18 protein-coding genes are annotated in these 22193 nt (G+C 61.1%); 11 read left to right on the top strand and 7 right to left on the bottom strand.

Annotated features, from left to right (window positions below; genetic code table 11):
* Window positions 1-126: 126 nt before the first annotated feature.
* Window positions 127-1512, top strand: coding sequence for an aminotransferase (locus ABMA59_RS31700; protein ID WP_349009372.1), 1386 nt, complete (start codon window positions 127-129; stop codon window positions 1510-1512).
* A gap of 85 nt (window positions 1513-1597) precedes the next feature.
* On the top strand, window positions 1598-2500 hold the full coding sequence (locus ABMA59_RS31695) for a DMT family transporter (protein ID WP_349009371.1): 903 nt from the start codon (window positions 1598-1600) through the stop codon (window positions 2498-2500).
* Window positions 2501-2548: 48 nt separating this feature from the next.
* On the opposite strand, the gene ABMA59_RS31690 is transcribed toward ABMA59_RS31695, so the two are convergent.
* The 5 genes from ABMA59_RS31690 to ABMA59_RS31670 form a co-directional block, all read right to left on the bottom strand.
* The gene (locus ABMA59_RS31690; RefSeq protein ID WP_349009370.1) at window positions 2549-3820 is read right to left on the bottom strand and encodes a four-carbon acid sugar kinase family protein; all 1272 of its coding nucleotides are present in this window, start codon (window positions 3818-3820) and stop codon (window positions 2549-2551) included.
* 101 nt (window positions 3821-3921) lie between these two features.
* Entirely contained in the window at window positions 3922-5370 is a 1449-nt protein-coding gene (locus tag ABMA59_RS31685) for an NAD-dependent succinate-semialdehyde dehydrogenase (protein ID WP_349009395.1), read from the bottom strand.
* 189 nt (window positions 5371-5559) lie between these two features.
* Window positions 5560-6474 (bottom strand): SMP-30/gluconolactonase/LRE family protein, encoded by a 915-nt coding sequence (locus ABMA59_RS31680; protein WP_349009369.1) that lies wholly within the window; start codon window positions 6472-6474, stop codon window positions 5560-5562.
* A gap of 12 nt (window positions 6475-6486) precedes the next feature.
* Complete coding sequence (locus ABMA59_RS31675) at window positions 6487-7479, bottom strand: threonine ammonia-lyase (protein WP_349009368.1); 993 nt, start codon at window positions 7477-7479, stop codon at window positions 6487-6489.
* A 2-nt stretch (window positions 7480-7481) separates the two neighbouring features.
* Entirely contained in the window at window positions 7482-8267 is a 786-nt protein-coding gene (locus tag ABMA59_RS31670) for an SDR family NAD(P)-dependent oxidoreductase (protein WP_349009367.1), read from the bottom strand.
* 299 nt (window positions 8268-8566) lie between these two features.
* On the opposite strand from ABMA59_RS31670, the gene ABMA59_RS31665 reads away from it, so the two are divergent.
* From ABMA59_RS31665 to ABMA59_RS31645, 5 genes are all read left to right on the top strand, one after another.
* Window positions 8567-9382: an enoyl-CoA hydratase-related protein gene (locus ABMA59_RS31665; RefSeq protein ID WP_349009394.1), complete on the top strand. Its 816-nt coding sequence runs from the start codon at window positions 8567-8569 to the stop codon at window positions 9380-9382.
* Window positions 9383-9386: 4 nt separating this feature from the next.
* Entirely contained in the window at window positions 9387-10931 is a 1545-nt protein-coding gene (locus ABMA59_RS31660; RefSeq protein WP_349009393.1) for a 3-hydroxyacyl-CoA dehydrogenase, read from the top strand.
* Window positions 10932-13109: an alpha-ketoacid dehydrogenase subunit alpha/beta gene (locus tag ABMA59_RS31655; protein ID WP_349009366.1), complete on the top strand. Its 2178-nt coding sequence runs from the start codon at window positions 10932-10934 to the stop codon at window positions 13107-13109.
* A 27-nt stretch (window positions 13110-13136) separates the two neighbouring features.
* The gene (locus ABMA59_RS31650) at window positions 13137-14750 is read left to right on the top strand and encodes an ABC transporter substrate-binding protein (protein ID WP_425476019.1); all 1614 of its coding nucleotides are present in this window, start codon (window positions 13137-13139) and stop codon (window positions 14748-14750) included.
* A 127-nt stretch (window positions 14751-14877) separates the two neighbouring features.
* Complete coding sequence (locus ABMA59_RS31645) at window positions 14878-15843, top strand: aminotransferase class IV (RefSeq protein ID WP_349009364.1); 966 nt, start codon at window positions 14878-14880, stop codon at window positions 15841-15843.
* Window positions 15844-15913: 70 nt separating this feature from the next.
* Here ABMA59_RS31645 and ABMA59_RS31640 read toward each other — a convergent pair whose 3' ends face one another.
* Entirely contained in the window at window positions 15914-16483 is a 570-nt protein-coding gene (locus tag ABMA59_RS31640; protein ID WP_349009363.1) for a malonic semialdehyde reductase, read from the bottom strand.
* Window positions 16484-16613: 130 nt separating this feature from the next.
* Window positions 16614-17897: an aminotransferase class III-fold pyridoxal phosphate-dependent enzyme gene (locus ABMA59_RS31635; RefSeq protein ID WP_349009362.1), complete on the bottom strand. Its 1284-nt coding sequence runs from the start codon at window positions 17895-17897 to the stop codon at window positions 16614-16616.
* A 291-nt stretch (window positions 17898-18188) separates the two neighbouring features.
* Between ABMA59_RS31635 and ABMA59_RS31630 the strand changes: the two genes are divergently transcribed.
* The 4 genes from ABMA59_RS31630 (at window position 18189) to ABMA59_RS31615 (ending at window position 22167) form a co-directional block, all read left to right on the top strand.
* Window positions 18189-19250: an ABC transporter substrate-binding protein gene (locus tag ABMA59_RS31630; protein ID WP_349009361.1), complete on the top strand. Its 1062-nt coding sequence runs from the start codon at window positions 18189-18191 to the stop codon at window positions 19248-19250.
* 148 nt (window positions 19251-19398) lie between these two features.
* The gene (locus tag ABMA59_RS31625) at window positions 19399-20238 is read left to right on the top strand and encodes an ABC transporter permease (protein WP_349009360.1); all 840 of its coding nucleotides are present in this window, start codon (window positions 19399-19401) and stop codon (window positions 20236-20238) included.
* Window positions 20235-21038 carry an ABC transporter permease gene (locus ABMA59_RS31620; protein WP_349009359.1) on the top strand — a complete coding sequence of 268 codons (804 nt, stop codon included), beginning with the start codon at window positions 20235-20237 and terminating at the stop codon, window positions 21036-21038. Before ABMA59_RS31625 ends, ABMA59_RS31620 begins: the two co-directional genes overlap by 4 nt.
* A 10-nt stretch (window positions 21039-21048) precedes the next feature.
* Window positions 21049-22167 (top strand): ABC transporter ATP-binding protein, encoded by a 1119-nt coding sequence (locus ABMA59_RS31615; RefSeq protein WP_349009358.1) that lies wholly within the window; start codon window positions 21049-21051, stop codon window positions 22165-22167.
* The last annotated feature ends 26 nt before the right edge of the window (window positions 22168-22193 follow it).

Here is a 22193-nt window from a genome sequence, read left to right as displayed (position 1 = left end):
CGCGCGATCTGACCTATAAACGCCTGCCGCAATGGAAATATCTGACTGACCTTACCCCGCGATTGAAAATCAATTTTTTTATCATTAGGCTTTCACGGCTCCTCCGGTGATCAGGTGAATCCTCCCATGCTTTCGAATGGACAATCCGAAACCAAAGCAACAGATCTCGCCTACCATTTCCATTCCCAGACCAACCCGCAGACGTTGTCGTGCGAAGGCGCCTATGTCGTCGTGAAGGGCGATGGCCCACATGTCATCGACGAGGACGGCAAACGATATATAGACGCAATGGCCGGCCTTTGGTGTGCGGCGCTGGGCTTCAACAATGAACGCCTCGGGCAGGTCGCGGCCGCGCAATACAAGGAGCTCGGCTACTATCATAGCTTCTACGGGCGCACGAACCCGAAGGCTGCGTCGCTCAGCAAAAAGCTCGTCGAATTGACTGGCATGGAGGGAGGGCGGACATTCTTCGTGACGTCAGGCTCCGAAGCCAACGAAACCATGGTCAAGCTCGCCTGGCTCTATCATCTGTCGCGCGGTAAGCCAACGAAGCGCAAGATTATCGCGCGCGACCGCGCCTTTCATGGATCGACCATCGTCGCCGGCTCGATGTGCGGCCTGGAGATGATGCACCGCGAGTTCGGGCTGCCCTTGCCCGGCTTCCTGCACACGCTTCATCCCAACACATACCGTGTAAAGATGCCGGACGAGAGCGAAAGCGAGTTTGTCGCCCGTCTTGCCACCGAACTCGAACGGATGATCGTGCGCGAAGGGCCGGACACGATTGCCGGCTTCATCGCGGAGCCGGTCATGGCCGCCGGAGGCATCCTTCCGCCGCCGGCCGGCTATTTCGAGGTCGTGCAGAAGATCCTTGCCAAGTATGACATCCTTTGCCTCGACGACGAGGTCGTCTGCGGCTTCGGCCGGACAGGCAACTGGTTCGGCCGCCAGACGGTCGGGATGAAACCCGACATGATGTCTCTGGCCAAGGGCATCACCTCCTCCTATTTCCCGCTCGCCGCCGTCGTCGTCTCGCCGAAGATCATTGAAGCCGTGGAACGTTACAATGAAGGCGGCACCGCCTTCGGCCACGGTTTCACCAACGCCGCCCATCCCGTCGGGGCGGCGGTCGCGTCAGAAGCGATAGCGATCTACGAGGAACTGGATATCGTACCGCACGTCCGCAAGATGGGCGCTCTCCTCTTCGACAGGCTGAAGCAGGCGACGAAGGACTCACCCATCGTCGGAGATGTCCGCGGCGTCGGGCTGATGTATGGCGTCGAACTGGTCGAGGATCCGGCCGCCAGGACGCCCTTTGCGCCAGCCCGGATGATCGGCGCCAAACTCGCCGCCAGCGCTTATGAACATGGTCTCGTCGTTCGCGCCATGCGCGACACTGTCGGCTTCTGTCCACCTCTCATCATCGATGAGCGGCATGTTGAGGAAATCGGCGGCAAACTGGAAAAAGCCTTCCGCGATGTTGAAAAAGCCCTGAAGGAGAAATCTTTCTAGAATTCTGCTGACGCGTTGCGCCGGCATCTTTTTTCATGGCGCCCGCCTCTGGTGGGCGTCCATCCATCGACAAGCAGCCGCATTGATGTCGAACAGGCAATCCCTTCTGACCAATGTCTATGCCTGTGCCTTTGCGGCCTATGCCTGCTTCTCAATGTCGGACGTGTTCACGAAGGCCATTACCGGCCAGCTGAGCGTTTTTGAAATCGGCTTCTTCGAGAATTTTTTCGCGGCGGCGGTTCTGCTGACCACCCGCCACGATAACGAACGTTGGATCGAATTCTGGAGGATGGAGCGGCCTTGGCCCATCCATCTCCGTGCGCTCTGCGGCGTCCTCTCAAGCCTGTGCGCCATTTACGCGTTCACGACAGTTCCGCTGGTCGACGCCTACGCGCTTATCTTCCTCGCGCCTTTCTTCGTGACGATCATGTCGGTCGTGATCCTGAAGGAGTATGTCGGCGCCTGGCGTTGGTTCGCGGTGGTCCTTGGCTTCATCGGCGTGCTCCTGGCGGTCAAGCCAGGCTTCCGGCAATTCCAACTCGGCCATTTTACCGCCGCGATAGCTGGGCTTTCCACCGGCACATCGATCATCATCATGCGGAGGCTTGGCTCCAGTGTGAAGAAGACGAGCATTCTGGGAATGCTCTTTCTCTACCTCGTCGGGGTCAATGCCATCGGCATGTTCGTTTGGGGCTTCACGCCGCCATCCTCGCGTGACCTGTTGTTCATGGCGTTGTCCGGGCTGTTCATCGGTCTCGGACAATTGTGCTTCGTTACCGCGGCCAGAATTGGAAATGCCAACCAGATCGCGCCTGTCGCCTATTCGCAGCTGGCGTTAGCAATGCTTTTCGGCATTGTCGTCTTCAACGAGTATCCGGATTTTCTTGCGATCCTCGGTGTGACCATCATCGCCACAGCTGGCCTACTCACCGTCGTGCGCGAGCGCATTAGGCGCATCAAATCCGAGAATCCTCCCGGCATATGCTGAACAGGGCGGCCACAACTCCAGTTCCTGGACCGCCCCCGCGCGGGATGGCTATGATGTTTTCATCTTGGCGAGCGCGGCGGAGAACACATCGGCCGGACCGATTTTGCCGGGCTTGAGAAACAACGAGATGCGCCTTTCGTCGAGGGATATGCACGAACCGGCGCCCAACGCATCGAACGGCCGCACCTGCATTCTCTGAATTCCGAGCGCCTCGACGATCGCGCCCGACGTCTCGCCGCCGGAAACCACAAATTTGCGAAAACCGAGCCTAGCGAGCTCCTTCGCAATCGCCGCGAGGACACGTTCGGCCTTGCGCGCCGCGCCCATTACGCCAAATCTGCTCTGAGCACGGGACACCCCCGCCGGATCGCCTGCCACCGAAAATCCCAACGCCTGGCCTGGATCCGCGAACGTCCTGGCCCATTCCAGCGCCTGGGCTACAAGCAGGCCCTCCTCGCCTTCGCATATGTCGATGTCGAGCATTGGATTCGATCTGGCGAAGTGGTCGCGCTGATTGAGCGTGATTTCGCTGCAACTGCCAACCAGAACCGCTTCCCTGCCCGTTCCACGTACAGTTTTTTCCCGCTCTTCCGCAACGAATTTGCCTTCGGAATCTCTCCATTGCATCGCTAGTTCGATGGCCAGAGCATCCGCGCCAGTCGTGACCCGATCATGTCGAAATATCGTGGCCCCGCATCGGACATCGTCGTTGTCGACGCAATCCATCAGGAAGTAGCTGATACCCTGCGCCTGCTGCTCCTCGACATAGGCGCGCGCCGCATCGACGCCGCCATGCAGGACGCGATGTGGCAGCAAGCCGACCTTGGACTCGGTCTGCCGTTGCAACACCCGCACCATGTCCGGATCATTCATTGGCGTGATCGGATCGAAGCGTTTGATGGACTCGGAAATCAGGCGATCCTTGTAAAACAGGTAGCCTTCATGAACGTAGGTACGAAAATCGGGATATCCCGGGCTGAAGACGAGGCGATCTCCGCCGTATCTCTTCAGCAGGAAGTCTGCGCAGGGCCCAATGTTGCCGTCGTCGGTGGAATCAAAGGTGGAACAATATTTGTAGAAAATCTGCCGTGTTCCGATAGCTTCGAGCGCGGTCGTCACCGCATCCAACAGGAAGACGGCTTCCGCCGCCGGCATGAACCGCAGTCGGGTCGCAACAACCACGACTTCCTGTTCACCGACATCCGGCAGGACATGGAGGTCGCTCACATAAACCACCGGGATGCCGAGCCGCTCCAAATGGCTCGCCACGAAAAGACCGCCTGTGAAATCGTCGGCGATGACCGCGAACCTGACGCTCATGCGACCGCCCCTCCCCGAGTGTCCTACAACCTGATCTATGGTTCTGAAATCCCGCCGGTAGCGCCACGCGGCCAAGCTTTCCGAGTAGCGCGGCGAAACGCCTAACCGACCTGGAGATGCGTGACGAACTTGGTGTTCAGGTAAGGTTCAAGCGCATCCGCGCCGCCCTCCGTACCATAGCCGGAATCATTGACCCCGCCGAAAGGCACCTCGGGCAGCGCAAGGCCTAGATGATTTATTGAAACCATGCCCGAGCGAATGCCGCCCGAAATCCTTGCCGCATTCTCTGCCGAACTGGTGAAGGCGTAGGCCGCGAGTCCGTAGTTCAACCTGTTCGCTTCTTCCAGCGCCTCGTCAAGGCCGCCAACAGGCACCATCAGGGCGACTGGCCCGAACGGCTCCTCGTCCATGATCCGCGAGGTCGTCGGAACCTTCGACAGAACCGTCGGCTCAAAGAAATAGCCGGAATTGCCGATTCGCTTGCCGCCGGCGAGCAATTCGGCGCCGGACTGCACGGCATCCTGCACCAATGCGCCAACAGCCTCGATGCGGCGTTCGCTGACCAGCGGACCCATCGTCGTTCCCTCGGCCAGACCGTCGCCAACCTTCACCGACTTCGCCACGGCCGTGAAGGTTTCAACGAACTCGTCATAGACGCCCTTGTCGACCAGGAATCGGGTCGGCGAAACGCACACCTGCCCGGCATTGCGATATTTGGAAGCTGCGATCAGCTTCGCCGACCGCTGTATGTCCGCGTCGGGCATAACGATGACCGGAGAATGGCCGCCAAGTTCCATGGTAACCCGCTTCATGTGCTGGCCAGCCAGTCCGGCCAGTTGCTTGCCAACCGCGGTCGAACCCGTGAACGAGATTTTCTTGATGACCGGATGCGGGATCAAGTAGGAAGAAATCTCGGCCGGCACGCCATAGACGAGGTTGATGACACCGGCGGGAGCGCCTGCGTCGACAAATGCCCGGATCAGTTCCGCCGGAGATCCCGGCGTCTCCTCGGGGGCCTTGACGATGATCGAACAGCCGGTCGCAAGCGCCGCCGACAGCTTGCGTACGACCTGGTTCAGCGGAAAATTCCAGGGCGTGAACGCGGCAACCGGACCGACCGGCTCCTTGACCTCGATCTGGCTTACTCCACCCGTCCGAGCCGGGATGACGCGGCCATAGGTGCGCCGCCCCTCCTCGGCGAACCAGTCGATCAGATCGGCCGCGGCAAGCGTTTCCATCCTGGCTTCGGCCAGTGGCTTGCCCTGCTCCATAGTCATGATGCGCGTAATCGTCTCGGCACGCTCGCGAACGATCTCCGCAGCCTTGCGCATCAGTTTGTAGCGCTCGAAAGCCGACGTCCTGCTCCAGGTGGCAAAGCCTTTCGACGCAGCCGCCAACGCCTCGTCGAGGTCCGCCGTTTCGGCGTGAGCCAGTTGCCCGAGCACCGACTCATTGACCGGATTGATGATTGGCAAAGTCTTGCCGGCAGCGGCAGGCTTCCACTGCCCGTCAATGTGCAGAAGCACCTCGTTCGGATAAGACATCTCGATTCCTTCGGTAAGCTATTAAGTTCTGTTGAGTGGCCGCTCCGAGCCAAGCTGGCCAAGGCTTCGGCCACAGTCGCAACGCCCGCATTCATGTGGGCCGGCACCCGAACCAGCACAATAGAGCATTCCAGGCGATCTCTACCAGTTGAGTTTGGGAGTTAGTCGATTTTTTTCGTGCTAATCTGCGTGGCGTTAAGTGGCAAAGTGCAATTTCAGGCCAGGCTCATGCCAGTCGAGACAGACGAGGCGCGCCTGATGCGACAGCGTCGCATAGCATTTTCGCATATCGGCGCCGCCGAAGCAGAGATTTGTTACCAGCAAGTCCGGCACCGGATGGACGATGGCCGCGTTACCGTGACCTCGGAACTCCAGGATCGCGCAGAGATCAAGCGCCGCGGCGCAAACTGCTCCGGACTGCGTAACGGCAAGACCATCGAACCGCGTACGGCCGCCGGGACTGGCGAACAGTTCGCCGCCGGCCGACGAAGGCCACGCCAGTTTGCGAACCTGGCCCGGGCCATTCACCTCCCAGGACCAGATGCGGCCCGTATAGGTCTCGGCGACGTAAAGCGTGCTTCCGTCGGGCGAAAGCGCGATGCCGTTCGGGGAGATAAGGCCGGAAATGACCTCCCTTATCTCAGACCCATCCGCCGCCGCCCAGTAGACGGCGCCCAGGTCCATATCGCGCTGCCGGCGCTTGCCCATGTCGGTGAACCACATGCCGCCGGCGCTGTCGAAGACGAGGTCGTTCGGCCCACGGAGAAGGTACTCGCCGCACCTGTCGTAAAGGCGCTCAACGCGAGCGCTTTCAAGGTCGACAACATCGACGCTGCCTCCTCGATAGTCGGCGCGCTGCGGTCCCGTACGCAGACGCCCACCCTGGACATCGATCCACTCAACGCCGCCATGGTTACAAATGTAGACGCGGCCGTCCGGCCCGAGCGCGGCGCCGTTCGGACCGCCCGGAACCGCAGCGATGAGCTCGACCCTTCCATCGGGCAGAACCCGTTTCAGGCTTTCGTCCGCTATATCCACAAGGATGACCGAACCGTCCGCCATTGCGATGAGGCCTTCGGGATAGACCAGTTTGTCGGTAACAACCTGCATGTACTGCCCCGACTATGCCACTGGCTGTGAGGAATGCGCCAGCTCCCGCAGATAGAGATCGGCGTCGACGTTGCGCCCGCTGAGAACAACCGCCACGTTTCTTCCCTTTGCGTCGATCTTTTCGGCCAGGGTCGCGCCAAGCGCAAGCGCGCCGCTCGGCTCGGCGACAAGACCGAATTCCTCGAACGCAGCCCTCATTCCGGCCCGGGCGTCGTCGTCGCTTGCCAGGGCTATTCCGGACAACACGGTGCGATTGATCTCGAATGTCAACTCCCCGGGGACCAGGGAGAGCAAGGCGTCGCAAATGGTCTCGCCAGATGCGGGAACGGTTACGCGGCTACCGACCGCGAGGCTGCGGGCCGTGTCGTCAAACGCCTCGGGCTCGACGCCCCAAATCGCTGTCTCCGGCGACAGCGCGCCAAGCGCCAGCGCACTGCCGGCAACCAAGCCGCCGCCGGAACAAGCCGCCGCGAAGAGATCGATCCTGATGCCTGCGGCGATGGCTTCACGGGCAACCTCATACGCCGCGGTCGCCGCGCCCGCGATGATATGGGGATCGTCAAACGCCGGGATGAAGACCAGTCCCTCGTCGTCGCGCCATTTTGCCACGAGCGCGCCACGGTCGGTGCTGCGGCGATCATAGGCCACCACGTGCGCACCGAAAGCCCGCGCCTGCTCGATCTTATTGATCGGCGCGTCCGCAGGCATCAGCACGACCGCCCGTTCGACGCCGGCCTCCTTGGCAGCATAGGCCACGGCCAGTCCATGATTGCCCGAGGAAAGCGCGAGCACCCCGCGTGAACGTTCGTCCGAAGATAATTGGGCGATCCGGTTCCAGGCGCCGCGAATCTTGAAACTGCCCGTCGTTTGCAGCGTCTCGGCTTTGACGAACAGGCGTCCGCCAATACGCCGATTGAGCCGCGCGCTCTCGAATAGAGACGTCCTTCTCAGGACTGGAGCCAGTCTGGCGACGGCCTCCTCGATGGCTCGGATATCCGGCGCCATTGTCACTTTGCAGCCTTGCGTTCGGCCAGCATTTTTGTCCCGATCTCCTCGTTTTTCCGCACCACGTCGAAAAGCCTGCGCGGATTGGTTCCAATGGCCTTCACCACACGGCCTCGCGCCGAGGGGATGCAGACTTCGATCTTTTTCGCGCGGATTGCCTTCAAAATGACGGTCGCGATTTCCTCGGGCGACGCGGGTGTCCGCGAGAATGCGGCGACGACGCCCTTTTCGGCCTCCTGCTCGAGCATCGGCGTCTCAGTCGCGCCGGGATGAACGATCGTGAAATCGAACGGCGACCCGCGCTCTTCTAGGGCGATGCCAAAATGCATCGCCCGTAAGGCATGTTTGGACGCCGCGTAACTCACCAAGCCGGGCAGCGCCAGGAACGAGGTCATCGAACACACGGTCACGAGATGACCTGAGCCTTGCGACCGAAAATGAGGAATAACAGCCATCATCCCAAGCATCGGGCCAAGGGCGTTCACCCGCAGCGTACGTTCGTGCAATACATAGGGTACGTCCTTGGTCGGCCCGGGATGCGCAATGCCCGCGTTGTTGATGAGGATATCCAGTCCGCCGAAGCGAGAAAGAATGGCTGCAAGCGCGCGCTCCCAGCCGTCCTGCGAACAGATATCGAGATCGACGGCGAACGCCGCGTCGCCGAGTTCGGCCGCGAGCGCCGTCGCCGCCTTGGTATCGATATCGCCGATCGCCACGCGGTAGCCCTGTCGGACGGCAAGCCTGACGATTGCCGCACCGATCCCGCTCGCCCCGCCGGTCACCAGCATGACCTTAGCCATGACCTGGGCTCGTCGTTTTCCATCAGCCACGGCGCGATGTGTCCCTATGCATTGTCAAATCCCCGAAATTCGGCTGTGAAAGGTTCGATTTGGCGGCTTTTCGAAAAGGTACAACCGCCTGTTCGCCGCAAGGACATCGGCGGGTGCGTGGCCTCCGAGTTTGAGGCAACGGGAACATCCGCGAAATGCGCCTTTTTGCGATTATGGCTGGTCCAAGAAACAGGCAATCACGACATCGGTTTTTTTGTTGCAGCTCCAATTTCCCCTCACTATATTTCGAACAAGATATGAAATTTAATTCCAGGCACGTTAAACTTGATTCGAGTGGTGTGACCCAGGTCGTTATCGAAAGTCTGCTCGTTGACGGTGTCGGGTTGGTTGAAATCGACCGACCGGAAGCGCGCAACGCCATCAATCTCGACGTTCGCGAGCAACCGGCGGACGCCGTCGCAAAATTTGCGGCGGACAAGGTCATCCGCTGCATCATAATCCCTGGACGCGGTGGAAACTTCGCCACTGGGACCGATATCAAGGCTTTCGAAAAGCTCGGTTCAGCCGACATGCTTGCACAGCGGACACATCGCTACTGGGAGGCGATCGCACGCTGCCAGAAGCCGGTCATCGCGGCTGTCGAAGGCTATGCGCTCGGCGGAGGATGTGAGCTTGCAATGCATACCGGCATCATTGTCGCTGCGCGCACGGCAACGTTTGGACAGCCCGAAGTGAAGCTCGGCCTGATGCCCGGCGCCGGTGGGACGCAGCGCTTGCTGCACGCCATCGGCAAGTTCAAGACGCTGATGCTGGCTCTGACAGGCGACCTCTTCCCGGCGGAGGAAGCAGAGCGCGCCGGCCTGGTCAGCATGCTGACCGAGGAAGGCGAAGCACTGCAGCACACGCTGCGGATCGCCGGAAAAATCGCAAAATTCCCGCCGTTTGCCGTCGAGCAGATCAAGGAAGCCGTGTTGAACGGCGAGGACGCGCCACTGGAGACTGCGTTGCGGGTGGAACGCAAGGCGTTCCAACTCCTCTTCGACACAGCCGACAAGCGCGAGGGAATTGCGGCGTTTCTTGAAAAACGCAAGCCTGAATTCAGAGGCCTCTGAGACCATGGCGGCTGCGTCGCGTGCGTTAGACATCGACACGGCGGGCATTGTGGGCGCCGGCGTCATGGGCGCCGGCATCGCCGAGGTCTTCGCTGCAGGTGGGCTCGATGTGTTTCTGGTCGACAGCGAACCTGGAAAAGCCAAGTCAGCCATTGCCCAGATCGCTTCCAGGCAGCTTGCGAGAGCCGCGGCTGGCAAGGCCGATCCCGACACCGTGGAAAAGCTGGTCGCCCGGATCAGGCCGCTGGAAAGTCTCAATGGCCTGGTAAAGGCCGATCTGGTCGTGGAGGCCATCGTCGAACGCCTGGAGCCCAAGCAGGACCTCGTCCGCTCCTTGGAAACAATTGTTGGTCCACAAGCCATCATTGCGACGAACACATCTTCCCTTTCCGTGACAGGCATCGCGGCCGCGGCCAAGCGGCCGGAACGGGTGGCGGGCTACCATTTCTTCAATCCTGTCCCGGCCATGAAACTGGTCGAAATCATCCGCGCTGCCCACACCGCACCGGAGGTCGAAGACGCTCTGGTGAAGTTGACGGGGCGCTTCGGACATCGCGCGGTGCTGGCCGCCGACACGCCGGGCTTTATCGTCAACCATGCCGGTCGGGCCTTCGGAACGGAAGCCCTGGCCATACTACGCGAAGGCGTCGCATCTATTCCTGAAATCGATGCAATCCTGCGCGACGCGGCCGGCTTCCGGATGGGACCGTTCGAACTGATGGATTTGACCGGACTGGACGTTTCACATCCGGTCATGGAAAGCATCTACGGGCAGTTCTACCACGACCCGCGCTACCGTCCATCCGTGATCGCCGCGCAGCGCGTCGCCGCGGGCCTGCTGGGGCGCAAGACCGGCCGGGGCTTCTACGAATACGAAGGCAACCGCCAGATTCTGCCGGATCCGGTCGAGCAGGACCTGGAGCCTGTGGCGCCTCAAACAGTGGTTGTCGTTGGCGACGGTGAAGATGGCCAGATGCGATCGCTTCTGGAGGCGGCCGGTCATAGCGTCACGAAAAACCCCGCAGACGCAAAGTCTGGCAATGGACTCGTCCTTGTTGGTCTTGAAGGCGAAGATGTCGCCGGCGCCGTCACACGCCGTGGCCTGTCCGCCGCCTCATCCATTGGTTTTGATCCCTTCTTCGGCATCGACCGGCATGTCACGCTGGTGACATCCGGGGCGACTTCGAAGGAGGCGGCGGCGAACGCCCTTGCGCTTCTCTCGGCTACCGGACGAAAGGCCACCGTGGTCGGCGACAGTTGCGGCGCGATTTGTCAGCGGACTGTCGCCATGATCGTCAACATCGGCTGCGCTATCGTCGAGCAGAATATAGCGTCGCCAGTGGATGTCGACGCAGCCGTTAAGCTTGGTCTTGGCTATCCCCATGGTCCTTTGGAATGGGGAGACCGCGTGGGAGCAACTCGCATTGTCCGCATCCTCGACGCGATCCATGATCGCACACGGGATCCGCGCTACCGGGCAAGCCTGTGGTTGCGTCGAAGAGCGGAGCTTGAACTGACGCTTAGCGAAAGCCGGACGGGAGGACGGTAGTTGGTGCAAAAGCATGAATTGAGCCCGTCGGCGCCATGGTACAGGATCGAGACGGACGAAGCCGATTGGGCGGCGATTCCGGAACTGGAACTTGTGCAACTGTACAGCCAGATGCAGTTGATCCGTCGATTCGAGGAGAAGATTCTGGACCTTGAAAAGGCCGGGCTTGTCCACGGTCCAGCGCATGCCAGCATCGGACAGGAAGCGGCAGCCGTGGGGGCCATGTCGATCCTGCGAGCGAGTGACCAGATCAACGGTACGCATCGCGCCCATCATCAAGTGCTGACGAAACTCGTGAACGCGCAGACGGCGGCTGATTTCGACATCCGGGCCGAAGATTTCGCACCGGAAATGAGCGATGCGGTCTACCGGCTGATGGCTGAGATCATGGGCCTGACGCCGGGTTATTGCCAAGGCCGGGGCGGATCCATGCATATGCGCGACGCGGCGTCGGGCGTGGGGGGCACCAGCGCGATCGTCGGCGGAAATATTCCGCATGGCGTCGGCTATGCGCTGGCCGACCAGGTGCTCGGCCGCGATGGAATTTCCGTTACCTTCTTCGGAGACGGCGCCTCGCTGCAGGGCGCCGCGTATGAGTCGATGAACATCGCCGCCGCCTACAGACTGCCTGTCATCTTCTTCGTCGAAAACAATCTCTATGCCGTGTCCACGCATATCAACGACGTGACCGCCGAGCCGCGCATCGCCTCGCGCGGTCCCATGCTCGGATTCACCGGCATAGAATGCGACGGCATGGATGTGGTGGCGGTTCATCGCGCCATGGCCGACGCGGCGGAGATCATCCGCGATGGGCGCGGGCCGGTGGTCATCGAAGCAAGATGTTACCGGCATTTCCACCAAAGCGGCAGCAAGACGGGAAGCGATTTCGGATACCGCAGCCGCGAGGAGGAACAGGAGTGGCTGAAGCGCGATCCGCTCCGTTTCGCGGAGGCACGCCTAGCCACGCTCGGCATTCTCGACAGCGCCGGCTTCGCCGCAATCGATGAAAGCGTCAGCGCGGTGGTGCAGGTGGCGGCGAACCGCCTGACTGAAACCGCGCCGGGTAGCAACCACTTGCGGATTCCCGATCACCTCTGGCCCTCGCCTGGGAGTGTCGACCACGGCATCCTCGCAGACCCTTCGGATACAGCCGGTCTGAAATTCCGCGAGCTCGAGGATTATTCCGAAGACGAAATGGTCAAGACGCGGTTCGTCACCGCTGCCGGCGAGGCGCTTGCCGCTGCCATGGCGGCCGACCCGACGATCATCGTGCTTGGCGAGGACGTCCACCGGCTTCGCGGCGGAGTCAGCGGCTTCACCCGCTCGGCGCTCGAGCAGTTTCCTGGCCGGGTGCTGGCGATGCCGATCGCGGAGAACGGTTTTACCGGCGTGGCGCTTGGCGCCGCGCTACGCGGACTAAGGCCGGTCGTCGAGATCATGTTCGGCGATTTCTGCCTGGTCGCCGCCGACCAGATCGGCAATGGCATCGCCAAGGTCCGCCACATGTTCGGCGACGGCTTTCCAGTGCCCGTCGTCATGCGCGTCCGGTTGTCTCCGCACACGGGCTACGGCTCACAGCATTCCGGCGACCCGTCTGCGCTGTTCAGGCTATTCCCCGGCTGGCATATCGTGTCGCCGACCAACGCCTTCGACTATGTCGGACTGCTGAACACCGCGTTGAAATCCAACGATCCCGTCGCCATCATCGAGCATGTCGAGTTCTACCAACGAGAAAGCCTGGTGCCGCGCGACGAGCGGGACTTCTGCATATCTTTCGGCAAGGCCAAGATCGTCCGATCGGGATCCGCCTGCACCGTGCTCGCGACATCCGCGATGGTCGGCATCGCCCAGAAGGTCGCGGAGGAAACCGGCATCGACGCCGAGATCATCGACATGCGCAGCGTCGGTCAGCTCTCAACCGACTGGCCGCTAGTGCTTTCTTCCGTCGCCAAGACGAACCGGGTCATCATCGCCGAGCAGGTCGCGAGTGGTTTCACGCTCGGCCGCCACTGGATTGCCGAAATCCAGGCGCGAGCATTCGATGACCTTGACCACGAGATACTTCACGTGACTGGCAGTCTTTCGGCTCCCGTCGTGTCGGCCGTTCTCAACAAGGCCGCCCTCGGATCCGCCGACAAGCTGCGGGACGCGATGGAGTTGATCACCCAGAACGCATAACCGGGTAAACCAAGAAGGAGCATGATAATGAGAATGGGGAACTTCAAACAATTTTCAAAGCTGCGCTGGAAGAGCCTGGCTTCGGCGACGATGCTCGTCGGACTGGCAGCCATTGCAACGCCCGCGAGCGCCAAGACGCTGGTCATCGCGCGCGACATGGACATCAACTCGCTCGATATCACGCGCGGCTGGTGCGACACCTGCATGATCTACAACGCGGCCGTCTATGACGGGCTGCTCGGCCTCGACGCCAACAACAAGCTGGTTCCGGTCATCGCCGAAAGCTGGGAGGCAAGCCCCGATCAGACAACCTTCACCTTCAAGCTGAATCCGAAGGCCAAATTCTCCGACGGTTCGCCGGTCGAGGCCAAGGACGTGAAATGGTCTTGGGAACGCCTAAAGAATATCAAAGGCAGCCCGTCCGACCTCGCAGCCTCGATCGCCTCCATTGAAGCGCCCGACGCGCAGACCGTCGTCGTGAAGACTTCCGAGCCGAACTCGGAACTGCTGAACGTGCTGGCCGCCAGCTATTTCGGCGTCGTCAACAGCGATGTCGCCCAGGCCGAAGGCAAGGCGTCGGCGGCGGCGGATGCCGCGACGGCCGACCAGGCAGAGCCCTGGTTCCTGGCCCACTCGGTCGGCGCTGGTCCGTTCGTGCTCGACTCCTACCAACCTGGCGCCGAGTTGCGCCTGAAGCGCAACGAGAACTACTGGCGCGAGCCCGCCAAGGTCGATGACATCGTTATCCGCCAGGTCGGCGACGCCGTCGCGCAAGCCCAGCTGCTGCAGAGCGGCGGGGCTGACGTGGCTATGAATATCGACCCGGAAACCGCAAAGACGCTGACCGGCGACAGTGTGAAGGTCGAGTCGGCGCCGTCGAATAACTTCGTCTACATGACGCTCAGCCCCGGCGCGGTTTCCAACCCAGTGCCGATGACGCCGGAAATCCGCGAAGCGATCTCCATGGCCGTCGACCGCAATGCTCTCATCGAGTTCACCCTCGGTGAAGGCAATGGCCGCCTGATCTCGGTCCCCTTCCCGCTCGACTTCCCCGGCGGAGCGAACCACCCGATTCCGGAATACAATCCGGAGAAGGCCAAGGAGATCCTGGCGAAGGCGGGTCACGCCGACGGCTTCACGCTCGATGCGACCTACCCGAAGCTCAACGTCTACGGCGTCGACTTCACCCTTGCCATGCAGAAGATCCAGCAGGATCTGGCCAAGGTGAACATCAAGCTTGAACTGGCGCCTGTCGAGTTCCCGAACTGGCGCGAGAAGGCGACGAAGGAGCACATCCCGCTGTCCTTCGTGTTCTTCGCGCCGGACTTCTACGGCACTTCGCAGTATGTCGGCTATTTCGGCCTGGCGCCGGACTCGGCTTGGGCCAAGCGCGGCGGCGCCGAACGGGATCCGTCCTTCCTGCTCCCCGAGACCAAGGCGATGCTGGCGGAAGCGCTGAAGTCTACGCCAGAGCAGGCCGAAAAGATCTACTTCGACATTGGCGAAAAGATCCGCGCTCAGAACGTGATCGTTCCGATGATCAGCCCGAACACCATTCTTGCTTATGGCAGCAAGGTGAAAGGCGTTCGCAATTCGCCGAGTTCCAACGTTCCGCTTTACGAGATTTCCATCGAAGACTGAGGTCCCAGTGCCATGGAAAAGGCCCCTCATCGGGGCCTTTTTCTTTGTCAGAAATTCATATTTTTCTTGACAAAACAGACACTTAAGAACAGTCTGGCTTACTCGAAAAATATCGACTATCGCGGAGGTGAATTTGGCCTATACGGATTTCATTTTCACGGATTATCGCAAGCGCGTCGCGGAACTGCAGGCGAGCAACAACCCGTTCGCGCAGGGCCTCGCCTATATTGAAGGTGAGCTTTATCCGATCAACGAAGCCAGGATTCCGATCCTCGACCAGGGCTTCCTTCATTCCGATCTGACCTACGACGTGCCCTCGATCTGGGACGGGCGTTTCTTCAGGCTTGACGACCACCTCGACCGTTTCGAACGTAGCCTGAGGCTTCTGCGTCTTCGGAGCCCGCTGGATCGCCATGGCATCCGAGAGAAACTGGTCGAGATGGCGGCGAAGAGCGGCATTCGGGACGCCTATGTATGCATGATCGTCACGCGCGGCATAAAATTTGTCCGCCAATACGCGCCAGAAGAGATCGAGAACAATCTCTACCTCATCATCCAGCCCTTCCTCTGGGTGATGGGCGAGGAGATGCAGAAGACCGGTGGATCGGCGGTGATCGCGCGCGACGTGCGGCGCGTGCCCCCAGGCGCCATCGACCCGACGATCAAGAATTTGCAATGGGGCGATTTTGTCCGCGGCATTTTCGAGGCGCGCGACCGTGGCGCCAACTATCCCATCTTGACCGACGGCGACGGCAATCTGACCGAGGGCTCCGGATTCAACGTCTGCGTCATCAAGGACGGCGTTTTGCGCACACCGAAGCGCGGCGTCCTGGAAGGCGTAACGCGCAGGACCGTTCTGGAAGTCGCCAAGGCGAACGACATCAAATGCCATGTCGAAGACGTACCCGTCAGCGCCGCCTATGATTGCGACGAACTGTTGTTCGTCACCACTGCAGGCGGCGTCATGCCGATCACGAAGCTCGACGGCGCGCCTGTCGGCAACGGCGAAGTCGGCCCGCTCACCAAGACGATCTGGAAGGGCTACTGGGAAGCACACTACGACCCGATGCGCAGCTTCGCCCTCAACTACTGAGGTTGGTCCGCGCACGGCCAACAACGAACGCGAAAAGGGCGGCCTTCACGGCCGCCTTTTTGTTGGAGCATCAGGCAAGCACGCAGGCGTCATCGAACGCCAGGCGTGGCAACCTGCCGAACAATCCTGCCGGATCGCCGTAGCCAAGATTGATCAGAAAATTGCTCTTCCACGTCGTCCCGACAAAGAATTCGTCGTCGACCAGCTTGTTCTTGAACCCGGACATCGGACCTGCGTCGAGCCCCAGCATCCTCGCGGCGATGATCAAATAGGCGCCTTGCAGGCTGCCATTGCGGAAAGCGGTCTCATGGATCGTTTCCGGGCTGGACGTAAACCAGGACCGCGCATCGGCGTGCGGGAAGAGCTCCGGCATCCTCTCATAGAATTCTTCGTCATGGGCGACGATCACAGTGACCGGGGCCGCCATCGTCTTGTCGGTATTGCCGCGGCTCAACGAAGGACGCAGCCTTTCCTTGCCCTCCTTGGTGCGCACGAAAACGAACCGTCCCGGCGAACAATTCGCTGAGGTCGGACCCATTTTTACGAGATCGTACAGCCGTTTGAGGGTTTCGTCCGCGATCGGCCGATCCGACCATTTGTTGTGGGTGCGCGCCTCGGTGAATACAGAGAAATCAGTCATTGCCTGCCTTGGATCTTGTGTGGGGCGGCGCGCCAATGCCAGTCCGGCCGCGCTCCAGCCGAGCCTCGGCCGGCATGTGCGCGGTCTAGATGCCGGCCGTCACGACAGTCGGTCGACGGTCTTGCCGCCCTCAGCGGGCAAGCTTCAGGCGCGCCAGCACCAGCGGATTTTCGTTCGCGGGAATGCGCGTGCGATCCGCCTTGAGCTCGGCGAAAGCGCGCTCGCTGGCCTTCAGCGTCAAGTCGATGTCGGCCGCGGTCATTGCCGCGTTCAGGAACATATTGTGATAGGGGTGGAAATACACGCCGTGCTTGAGCGCGTTGGCCGCCCAGGCATAGCCGAGACGCATGTCCGGATCCTCGTGGAAAAGGATCTGCGGCATCTGCGACGGGCCGGTCTGGCGCAGCGAGAAGCCGAACGCCGAGGCCTGCTCGTCCAATCCGGTGCGCAACTTGTCGCCGAGTTCGACCGTCTGCTCCAGATATTTCGTCTCGCCAATGAGCCGTAGGGTTTCGACGCCGGCTGCCATAGGCACGCCGGAGAACCAGAAGGATCCCGTCGCAAAGATGGAGCGCGCCGCCGCATAGAAGCGCTGCGAGCCAACCATCGCCGAGATCGGATGTCCGTTGGCAATCGCCTTGCCCCAGCAGCTGATGTCCGGCTGGACGCCGAGGATGGACCATGACGAATCCCGCGCCAGCCTGAATCCGGCGCGCACGTCATCGACGATGAGCGGCACATCGGCTGCGTCGCAGATCTTGCGGACACCCTGGGCGAAGGCGACTGACGGGAGCATCTGGTCGGCGAACACCTCGTGCTTGAACGGCGTCGCGAAGATGCCGGCGAGGTCGCCTTCCGCCGAGCGCACGGCCGCCTCGAGGCTTTCGATGTTGTTGTACTCATAGGTGATGATGTTGCGGCGGTCGTCCTCGACGATGCCGGTGCGGTTCGGCGTGCACCAGGGCTGGCAGCCGTGGTAGGCGCCGACCGCGACGATGATCTTGCGCCGACCCGAATAGGCGCGCGCAGTCGTCATGGCCATCGAGGTGGCGTCGCTGCCATTCTTGCAGAACATCGCCCAATCAGCGTGCGAGATCATCGAAACGAGCGCCTCGGCCAAATCGACCATGACATGTGACGGACCGGTCATGGTGTCGCCGAGTTCGGCCTGCTTTCGCGCGGCGGCCTCGATATCAGCGTTTCCGTAGCCGAAAAGGTTGGGGCCGTACGCACTCAAATAGTCGATATATTCATTGCCATCGACATCCCAGAGGCGCGCACCCTTGGCGCGACTGAAGAACTGTGGGAAATCGGCAGGCAAAAGCGCTGTCGATTCATGGCCATACATGCCGCCCGGTATGACCTTGCGGGCTCTCTCGAGCAACTCGGAATTCTTACGATTCGACCAAGGCATTGGTGAATGACCTCCATTTCCTGTCTCGCGATATAGCAATAAAAATATCCACTATCAATGCGAATCGGGATGGATTGCCCGGCTCTTTTCCGCTACAAATTCTAAAGGCAGGCACCGATGCGACAGCGAACGCGGCCGTGCATGCTCCCGGAACCACGCAGCGCAGGAGGCACTGATAGTTGGAAACCCGTTGCAGACGCCGCTTCGCGGCCTGACGCGAGTGTCCGACCGACAGCAGACCGCGTGGCGCCGACAGGAAGCGCAATTCACAATCCAAAAAAGGGGAATTTCATGAAAAACATCACGAATCGCCTGAGCAGACGCACCGTGCTGAAGCTGGGAGCAGGCTCCGCCGCCGCGTCGCTCATCGGCATGCCGGCAATTGTTCGCGCCGCGCCGACCTCAATCTCGGTCGCAAACGGCGGCGGCGCCCTGGGTGACGCCTTCAAAGTGGCTTTCTTCGACACGTTCGAGAAGAAAACCGGCATCAAGATCATAAGCGCTCCATATCTCGAGGGCGCACGGTTCAAGGCGATGGTCGATGCCGGCGCGGTTGATATCGACGTCGCCGATACTGATTCCTCGGAAGTGGCGCCGCTCGCCGTGGCGGGATTGCTCGACGAGATCGACTACAGCGTCGTGCCGAAGGATACCCTGATCGCTGGATCGGCGAGCAAATACTGGACGACCTGCTATGTCGCCGGCTGCGTACTCAGTTGGAACACAGACGCCGCCGCGAAGAATGGCCGCCCGAAGAACTGGCAGGAGTTCTTCGATCCGAACGACAAGGGTCGCCGCACCCTGTGGAAGAATGCCGCCCAGACGCTGGAAGTCGCGGCGCTTGGCGCCGGCCAGCCGATCGACAAGCTCTATCCGCTCGACGTCGACAAGGCCTTTGCCGCGCTGGACGGCATCCGCGACCAGATCACTTGGTGGACCTCCGGCGCCCAGAGCGCCCAACTGCTCGCCAGCAACGAAGCCGACTACGGCATGTGCTGGAACGGCCGCGTCGATCCGATCAAGCAGCAGGGCGGACCGGTCGACTACACCTTCGACTATTCCCTGCACACCCCGGGAATCTGGAGCCTGCCGAAGGGCGGCAAGAACCGCGACACGGCGATGCAGTTCATCGCGCACTGCATGGATCCGGAGCATCAGGCCACTTTCTCCAGGCACATTCCCTATGGCCCAACCGCGACGGCCGCATTTGACCTGCTGACGCCCGAGGAACGCGCCCGCATGCCGAGCGCGCCGGAAAACTCGAAGACCGCGGTCGAGATCAACGGCGACTTCTGGCTGGAGAACGGCACGGCGATCTACGAGCGCTTCAACACTTGGGTCGTTTCGCAGTAAACGGCCGACGACGCTGCCAGGCGGCGCGCGCACCTCCAGTGCTCGCGCCGTGATCTTTCATGTGCGGCGGGTGACTATACCGTCTATCGTCATCGTCGCGTTGCTTTGCGGACAGGCCGAGCGGCCTGCGTCGGAAAGGCCTGATGTCATGAGATTGCGCAGATTCCTGCTGTTCGTACCCGCCGCGCTTCTGCTCGTGCCGTTTTTCCTTGCGCCCCTTTTTGTCATCGGCACCGAGAGCTTCAGCGGCCAGCAGGCACCGGTCGGCGAATACATCAAGGTCGTCACTGATCCCGGCATCCGCAAGGTGCTCTACAACACGTTCTTCGTTGCCCTCGTGGTCACGATCTGCTCCCTGTTGATCGGCTATCCCGTTGCCTATGTCCTTGCCCGGTTGAAGGGCAAGATGGCGACAATCGGCCTTTTCCTGATTTTCCTTCCGTTCTGGGCCAGCACGGTTATCCGCTCCTTCGCCTGGATGATCCTTCTTGGTAGGAACGGGCCCGTGAACTCGCTCCTCACTGGCGTCGGGCTGATCGACGACCCAATTCGCTTCATCGACAACGGTATCGGTCTGATGATCGCCATGACCTACATCATGGTGCCATTCATGGTCGTGCCGATCCTGAACGGCCTGCGCGCCATCGACGCCAATCTGCCTCGCGCGGCCGCCGTCATGGGCGCGAACCCGTGGCGCCAGTTTCTCGCGGTCACCCTGCCCCTCTCGATGCCTAGCATCGCAGTTGGATGCACCATCGTTTTCGTCACCGCGCTCGGCTTCTTCGTCACGCCTTCACTTCTCGGCGGCGACCGGACCGTCGTCTCGATCCTGATCAGCGAACAGGCGAACCGGTTGCTGAACTGGCCGCTGGCGTCGGCGCTAGCCATCGTCGTTCTGCTGCTGACCATCCTCGTCTTCGCGCTGCTCCGGCTTAGCCAACTGGCATCGCGCCGCAGAGGCAAGACACAGGCGGGAGTGCTCGCATGATCGGAGAAAAGCAGCTCTGGTCGGCCTGGAGCCGGTTCCTCGGCAGTTTCGTCGGCGCCGTGCTGATCGGCTTCCTTGTACCGATCCTTGTCGTCGTCGCCGTGTCGTTCCAGAGCAAGTCCTACCTTTCCTTTCCGCCTACCGACTTTTCGATACGCTGGTACGAGCAGTTTCTAGGCAATGACGATTATCGCAACGCAATCCTGAACAGCATCATGATTGGCGGGGCGGCTGCCGCGCTGGCGACGATTGCCGGCATCTGCACCGCGCTTGCCGTCGTTCGCGCGGAAGTGCCGGCCAGAACGATTGTCAGCATCCTGTCGATCGCTCCCGCCGTCCTGCCGCAAATCGTGCTGGCGATAGGGCTTTTCCCGATCAGCGTCTGGCTCGGCCTGCAGGGTACGCTTGGCGCGGTCATACTGGCGCACGCCGTGGTCGGACTGCCCTTCCCCTTCATCACCGTTTGCGGCGCATTGAGTTCATATTCCAACCGCATGGAAATCGCGTCGATGACGCTCGGGGCAAACGCGTTCCAGACGTTCCGACACATCACATTCCCAATGATCCGCGCCGCGGTCATCGCCGGTTTCATCTTCGCCTTCGCCGCTTCGCTCGATGAGTTGGTGCTGGCGCTGTTCCTCAGCAGCCCGTCGACGCGAACGCTGCCTTTGCTCCTGTGGGAACAGCTCAACTTCCAGGTGACCCCCGAAATCGCCGCTGCGGCGACCGTCATCCTTCTCGTTACAAGTGTACTCATTGTTGCGGCCACGCTGTTGCCGCGCCTCGGCAAGGGCGATTAGGATGTTGCAGATGGCACGTAGTTCGCAAGCAACAGGTCAGATGGGTGTCGGCGGCGCAGCCGTGTCCATTCGGAACCTGAGCAAGCGCTATAACAACTACAATGCGGTAGTTGCGACCACGATCGATATCGAGTCCGGCGACTTCTTCGCCATCATAGGGCCGAGCGGCTCGGGTAAGTCGACCCTGCTCGGCATGATCGCCGGCTACATCGACCCGACGGCCGGGCAGATCGTCATAAACGGCCGCGACATCGTCCCGGAGCCGATCTACCGACGCAACATCGGCATGGTTTTCCAGAACTACGCGCTGTTTCCGCATCTCACCGTCGCGCAGAATGTAGGCTATCCCTTGAAAATCCGGGGCGTTTCGTCTGCCGAAATCGCCAAACGCGTCGGCGAGAGCCTGGCCATGGTGCGGTTGGACGCCTTCGCCTCGCGCATGCCTTCGGAACTGTCCGGCGGACAGCAGCAGCGCGTCGCGCTGGCCCGCGCCTCTATCTACAAGCCTTCGATCCTGCTCATGGACGAGCCGCTCGGCGCCCTGGACAAGAATCTACGCGACGAGATGCAGGAGGAGATCAAGCGTTTCCAGCAGGAGATGGGCGTCACAGTCGTCTATGTGACGCACGACCAGCAGGAGGCCGCGTTTCTCGCCGATCGCATCGCCATCATGCGCGACGGCGCCATGACGCAGATCGGCAGCCCCCGCCAGCTCTACGAACAGCCTAACAGCCGTTTCGTGGCGGAATTTCTCGGAGAAGCCTCCATATTCCCCGTCAAGTCGGCCTCCTCTAAGGGCGACGGTCAGCTTCAATTAATCGTGCTGGAGGACGGCACGCAGGTTGCCATCCGCAGTGAGTTGGACGCAGGGCCAGGGAGCTTCGCTTGCATCCGTCCCGAGCGTGCCACCATCGGCCCGAAAGCAAGAAGTCTGAGGAATGCTTATACCGGCACCGTGCGCGAAAGCCTCTATACGCCGGGCAGCATCCGCTATCGCGTGGATCTTTCCGGCACCGGCTGCTCGCTGAAAGTCCGGGTGCTGCCCCAAGCCGCAATAGACTTCTTGGAGACCGGTTCGCTGGTCGATATCGGCTGGTCGGATGACGACATGACGATTTTGACGGAATAAGTGTCGGTTCCGAAAAGGAGTGAGTG

The sequence above is a fragment of the Mesorhizobium yinganensis genome, assembly GCF_040081985.1.
Lineage (GTDB): Bacteria > Pseudomonadota > Alphaproteobacteria > Rhizobiales > Rhizobiaceae > Kumtagia > Kumtagia yinganensis.
The sequence above is the reverse complement of the archived record's forward strand: the minus strand, read 5'-3'. Positions and strand labels throughout refer to the sequence as shown.

What these genes read in the sequence shown, in the direction of transcription:
- ABMA59_RS31700 (WP_349009372.1), top strand. Translation starts at nt 127, where the DNA reads ATGCTTTCGAATGGACAATCCGAAACCAAAGCAACAGATCTCGCCTAC.
- ABMA59_RS31695 (WP_349009371.1), top strand. Translation starts at nt 1,598, where the DNA reads ATGTCGAACAGGCAATCCCTTCTGACCAATGTCTATGCCTGTGCCTTT.
- ABMA59_RS31690 (WP_349009370.1), bottom strand. Translation starts at nt 3,820, where the DNA reads ATGAGCGTCAGGTTCGCGGTCATCGCCGACGATTTCACAGGCGGTCTT.
- ABMA59_RS31680 (WP_349009369.1), bottom strand. Translation starts at nt 6,474, where the DNA reads ATGCAGGTTGTTACCGACAAACTGGTCTATCCCGAAGGCCTCATCGCA.
- ABMA59_RS31675 (WP_349009368.1), bottom strand. Translation starts at nt 7,479, where the DNA reads ATGGCGCCGGATATCCGAGCCATCGAGGAGGCCGTCGCCAGACTGGCT.
- ABMA59_RS31670 (WP_349009367.1), bottom strand. Translation starts at nt 8,267, where the DNA reads ATGCTGGTGACCGGCGGGGCGAGCGGGATCGGTGCGGCAATCGTCAGG.
- ABMA59_RS31665 (WP_349009394.1), top strand. Translation starts at nt 8,567, where the DNA reads ATGAAATTTAATTCCAGGCACGTTAAACTTGATTCGAGTGGTGTGACC.
- ABMA59_RS31660 (WP_349009393.1), top strand. Translation starts at nt 9,387, where the DNA reads ATGGCGGCTGCGTCGCGTGCGTTAGACATCGACACGGCGGGCATTGTG.
- ABMA59_RS31650 (WP_425476019.1), top strand. Translation starts at nt 13,137, where the DNA reads ATGAGAATGGGGAACTTCAAACAATTTTCAAAGCTGCGCTGGAAGAGC.
- ABMA59_RS31640 (WP_349009363.1), bottom strand. Translation starts at nt 16,483, where the DNA reads ATGACTGATTTCTCTGTATTCACCGAGGCGCGCACCCACAACAAATGG.
- ABMA59_RS31635 (WP_349009362.1), bottom strand. Translation starts at nt 17,897, where the DNA reads ATGCCTTGGTCGAATCGTAAGAATTCCGAGTTGCTCGAGAGAGCCCGC.
- ABMA59_RS31630 (WP_349009361.1), top strand. Translation starts at nt 18,189, where the DNA reads ATGAAAAACATCACGAATCGCCTGAGCAGACGCACCGTGCTGAAGCTG.
- ABMA59_RS31625 (WP_349009360.1), top strand. Translation starts at nt 19,399, where the DNA reads ATGAGATTGCGCAGATTCCTGCTGTTCGTACCCGCCGCGCTTCTGCTC.
- ABMA59_RS31620 (WP_349009359.1), top strand. Translation starts at nt 20,235, where the DNA reads ATGATCGGAGAAAAGCAGCTCTGGTCGGCCTGGAGCCGGTTCCTCGGC.
- ABMA59_RS31615 (WP_349009358.1), top strand. Translation starts at nt 21,049, where the DNA reads ATGGCACGTAGTTCGCAAGCAACAGGTCAGATGGGTGTCGGCGGCGCA.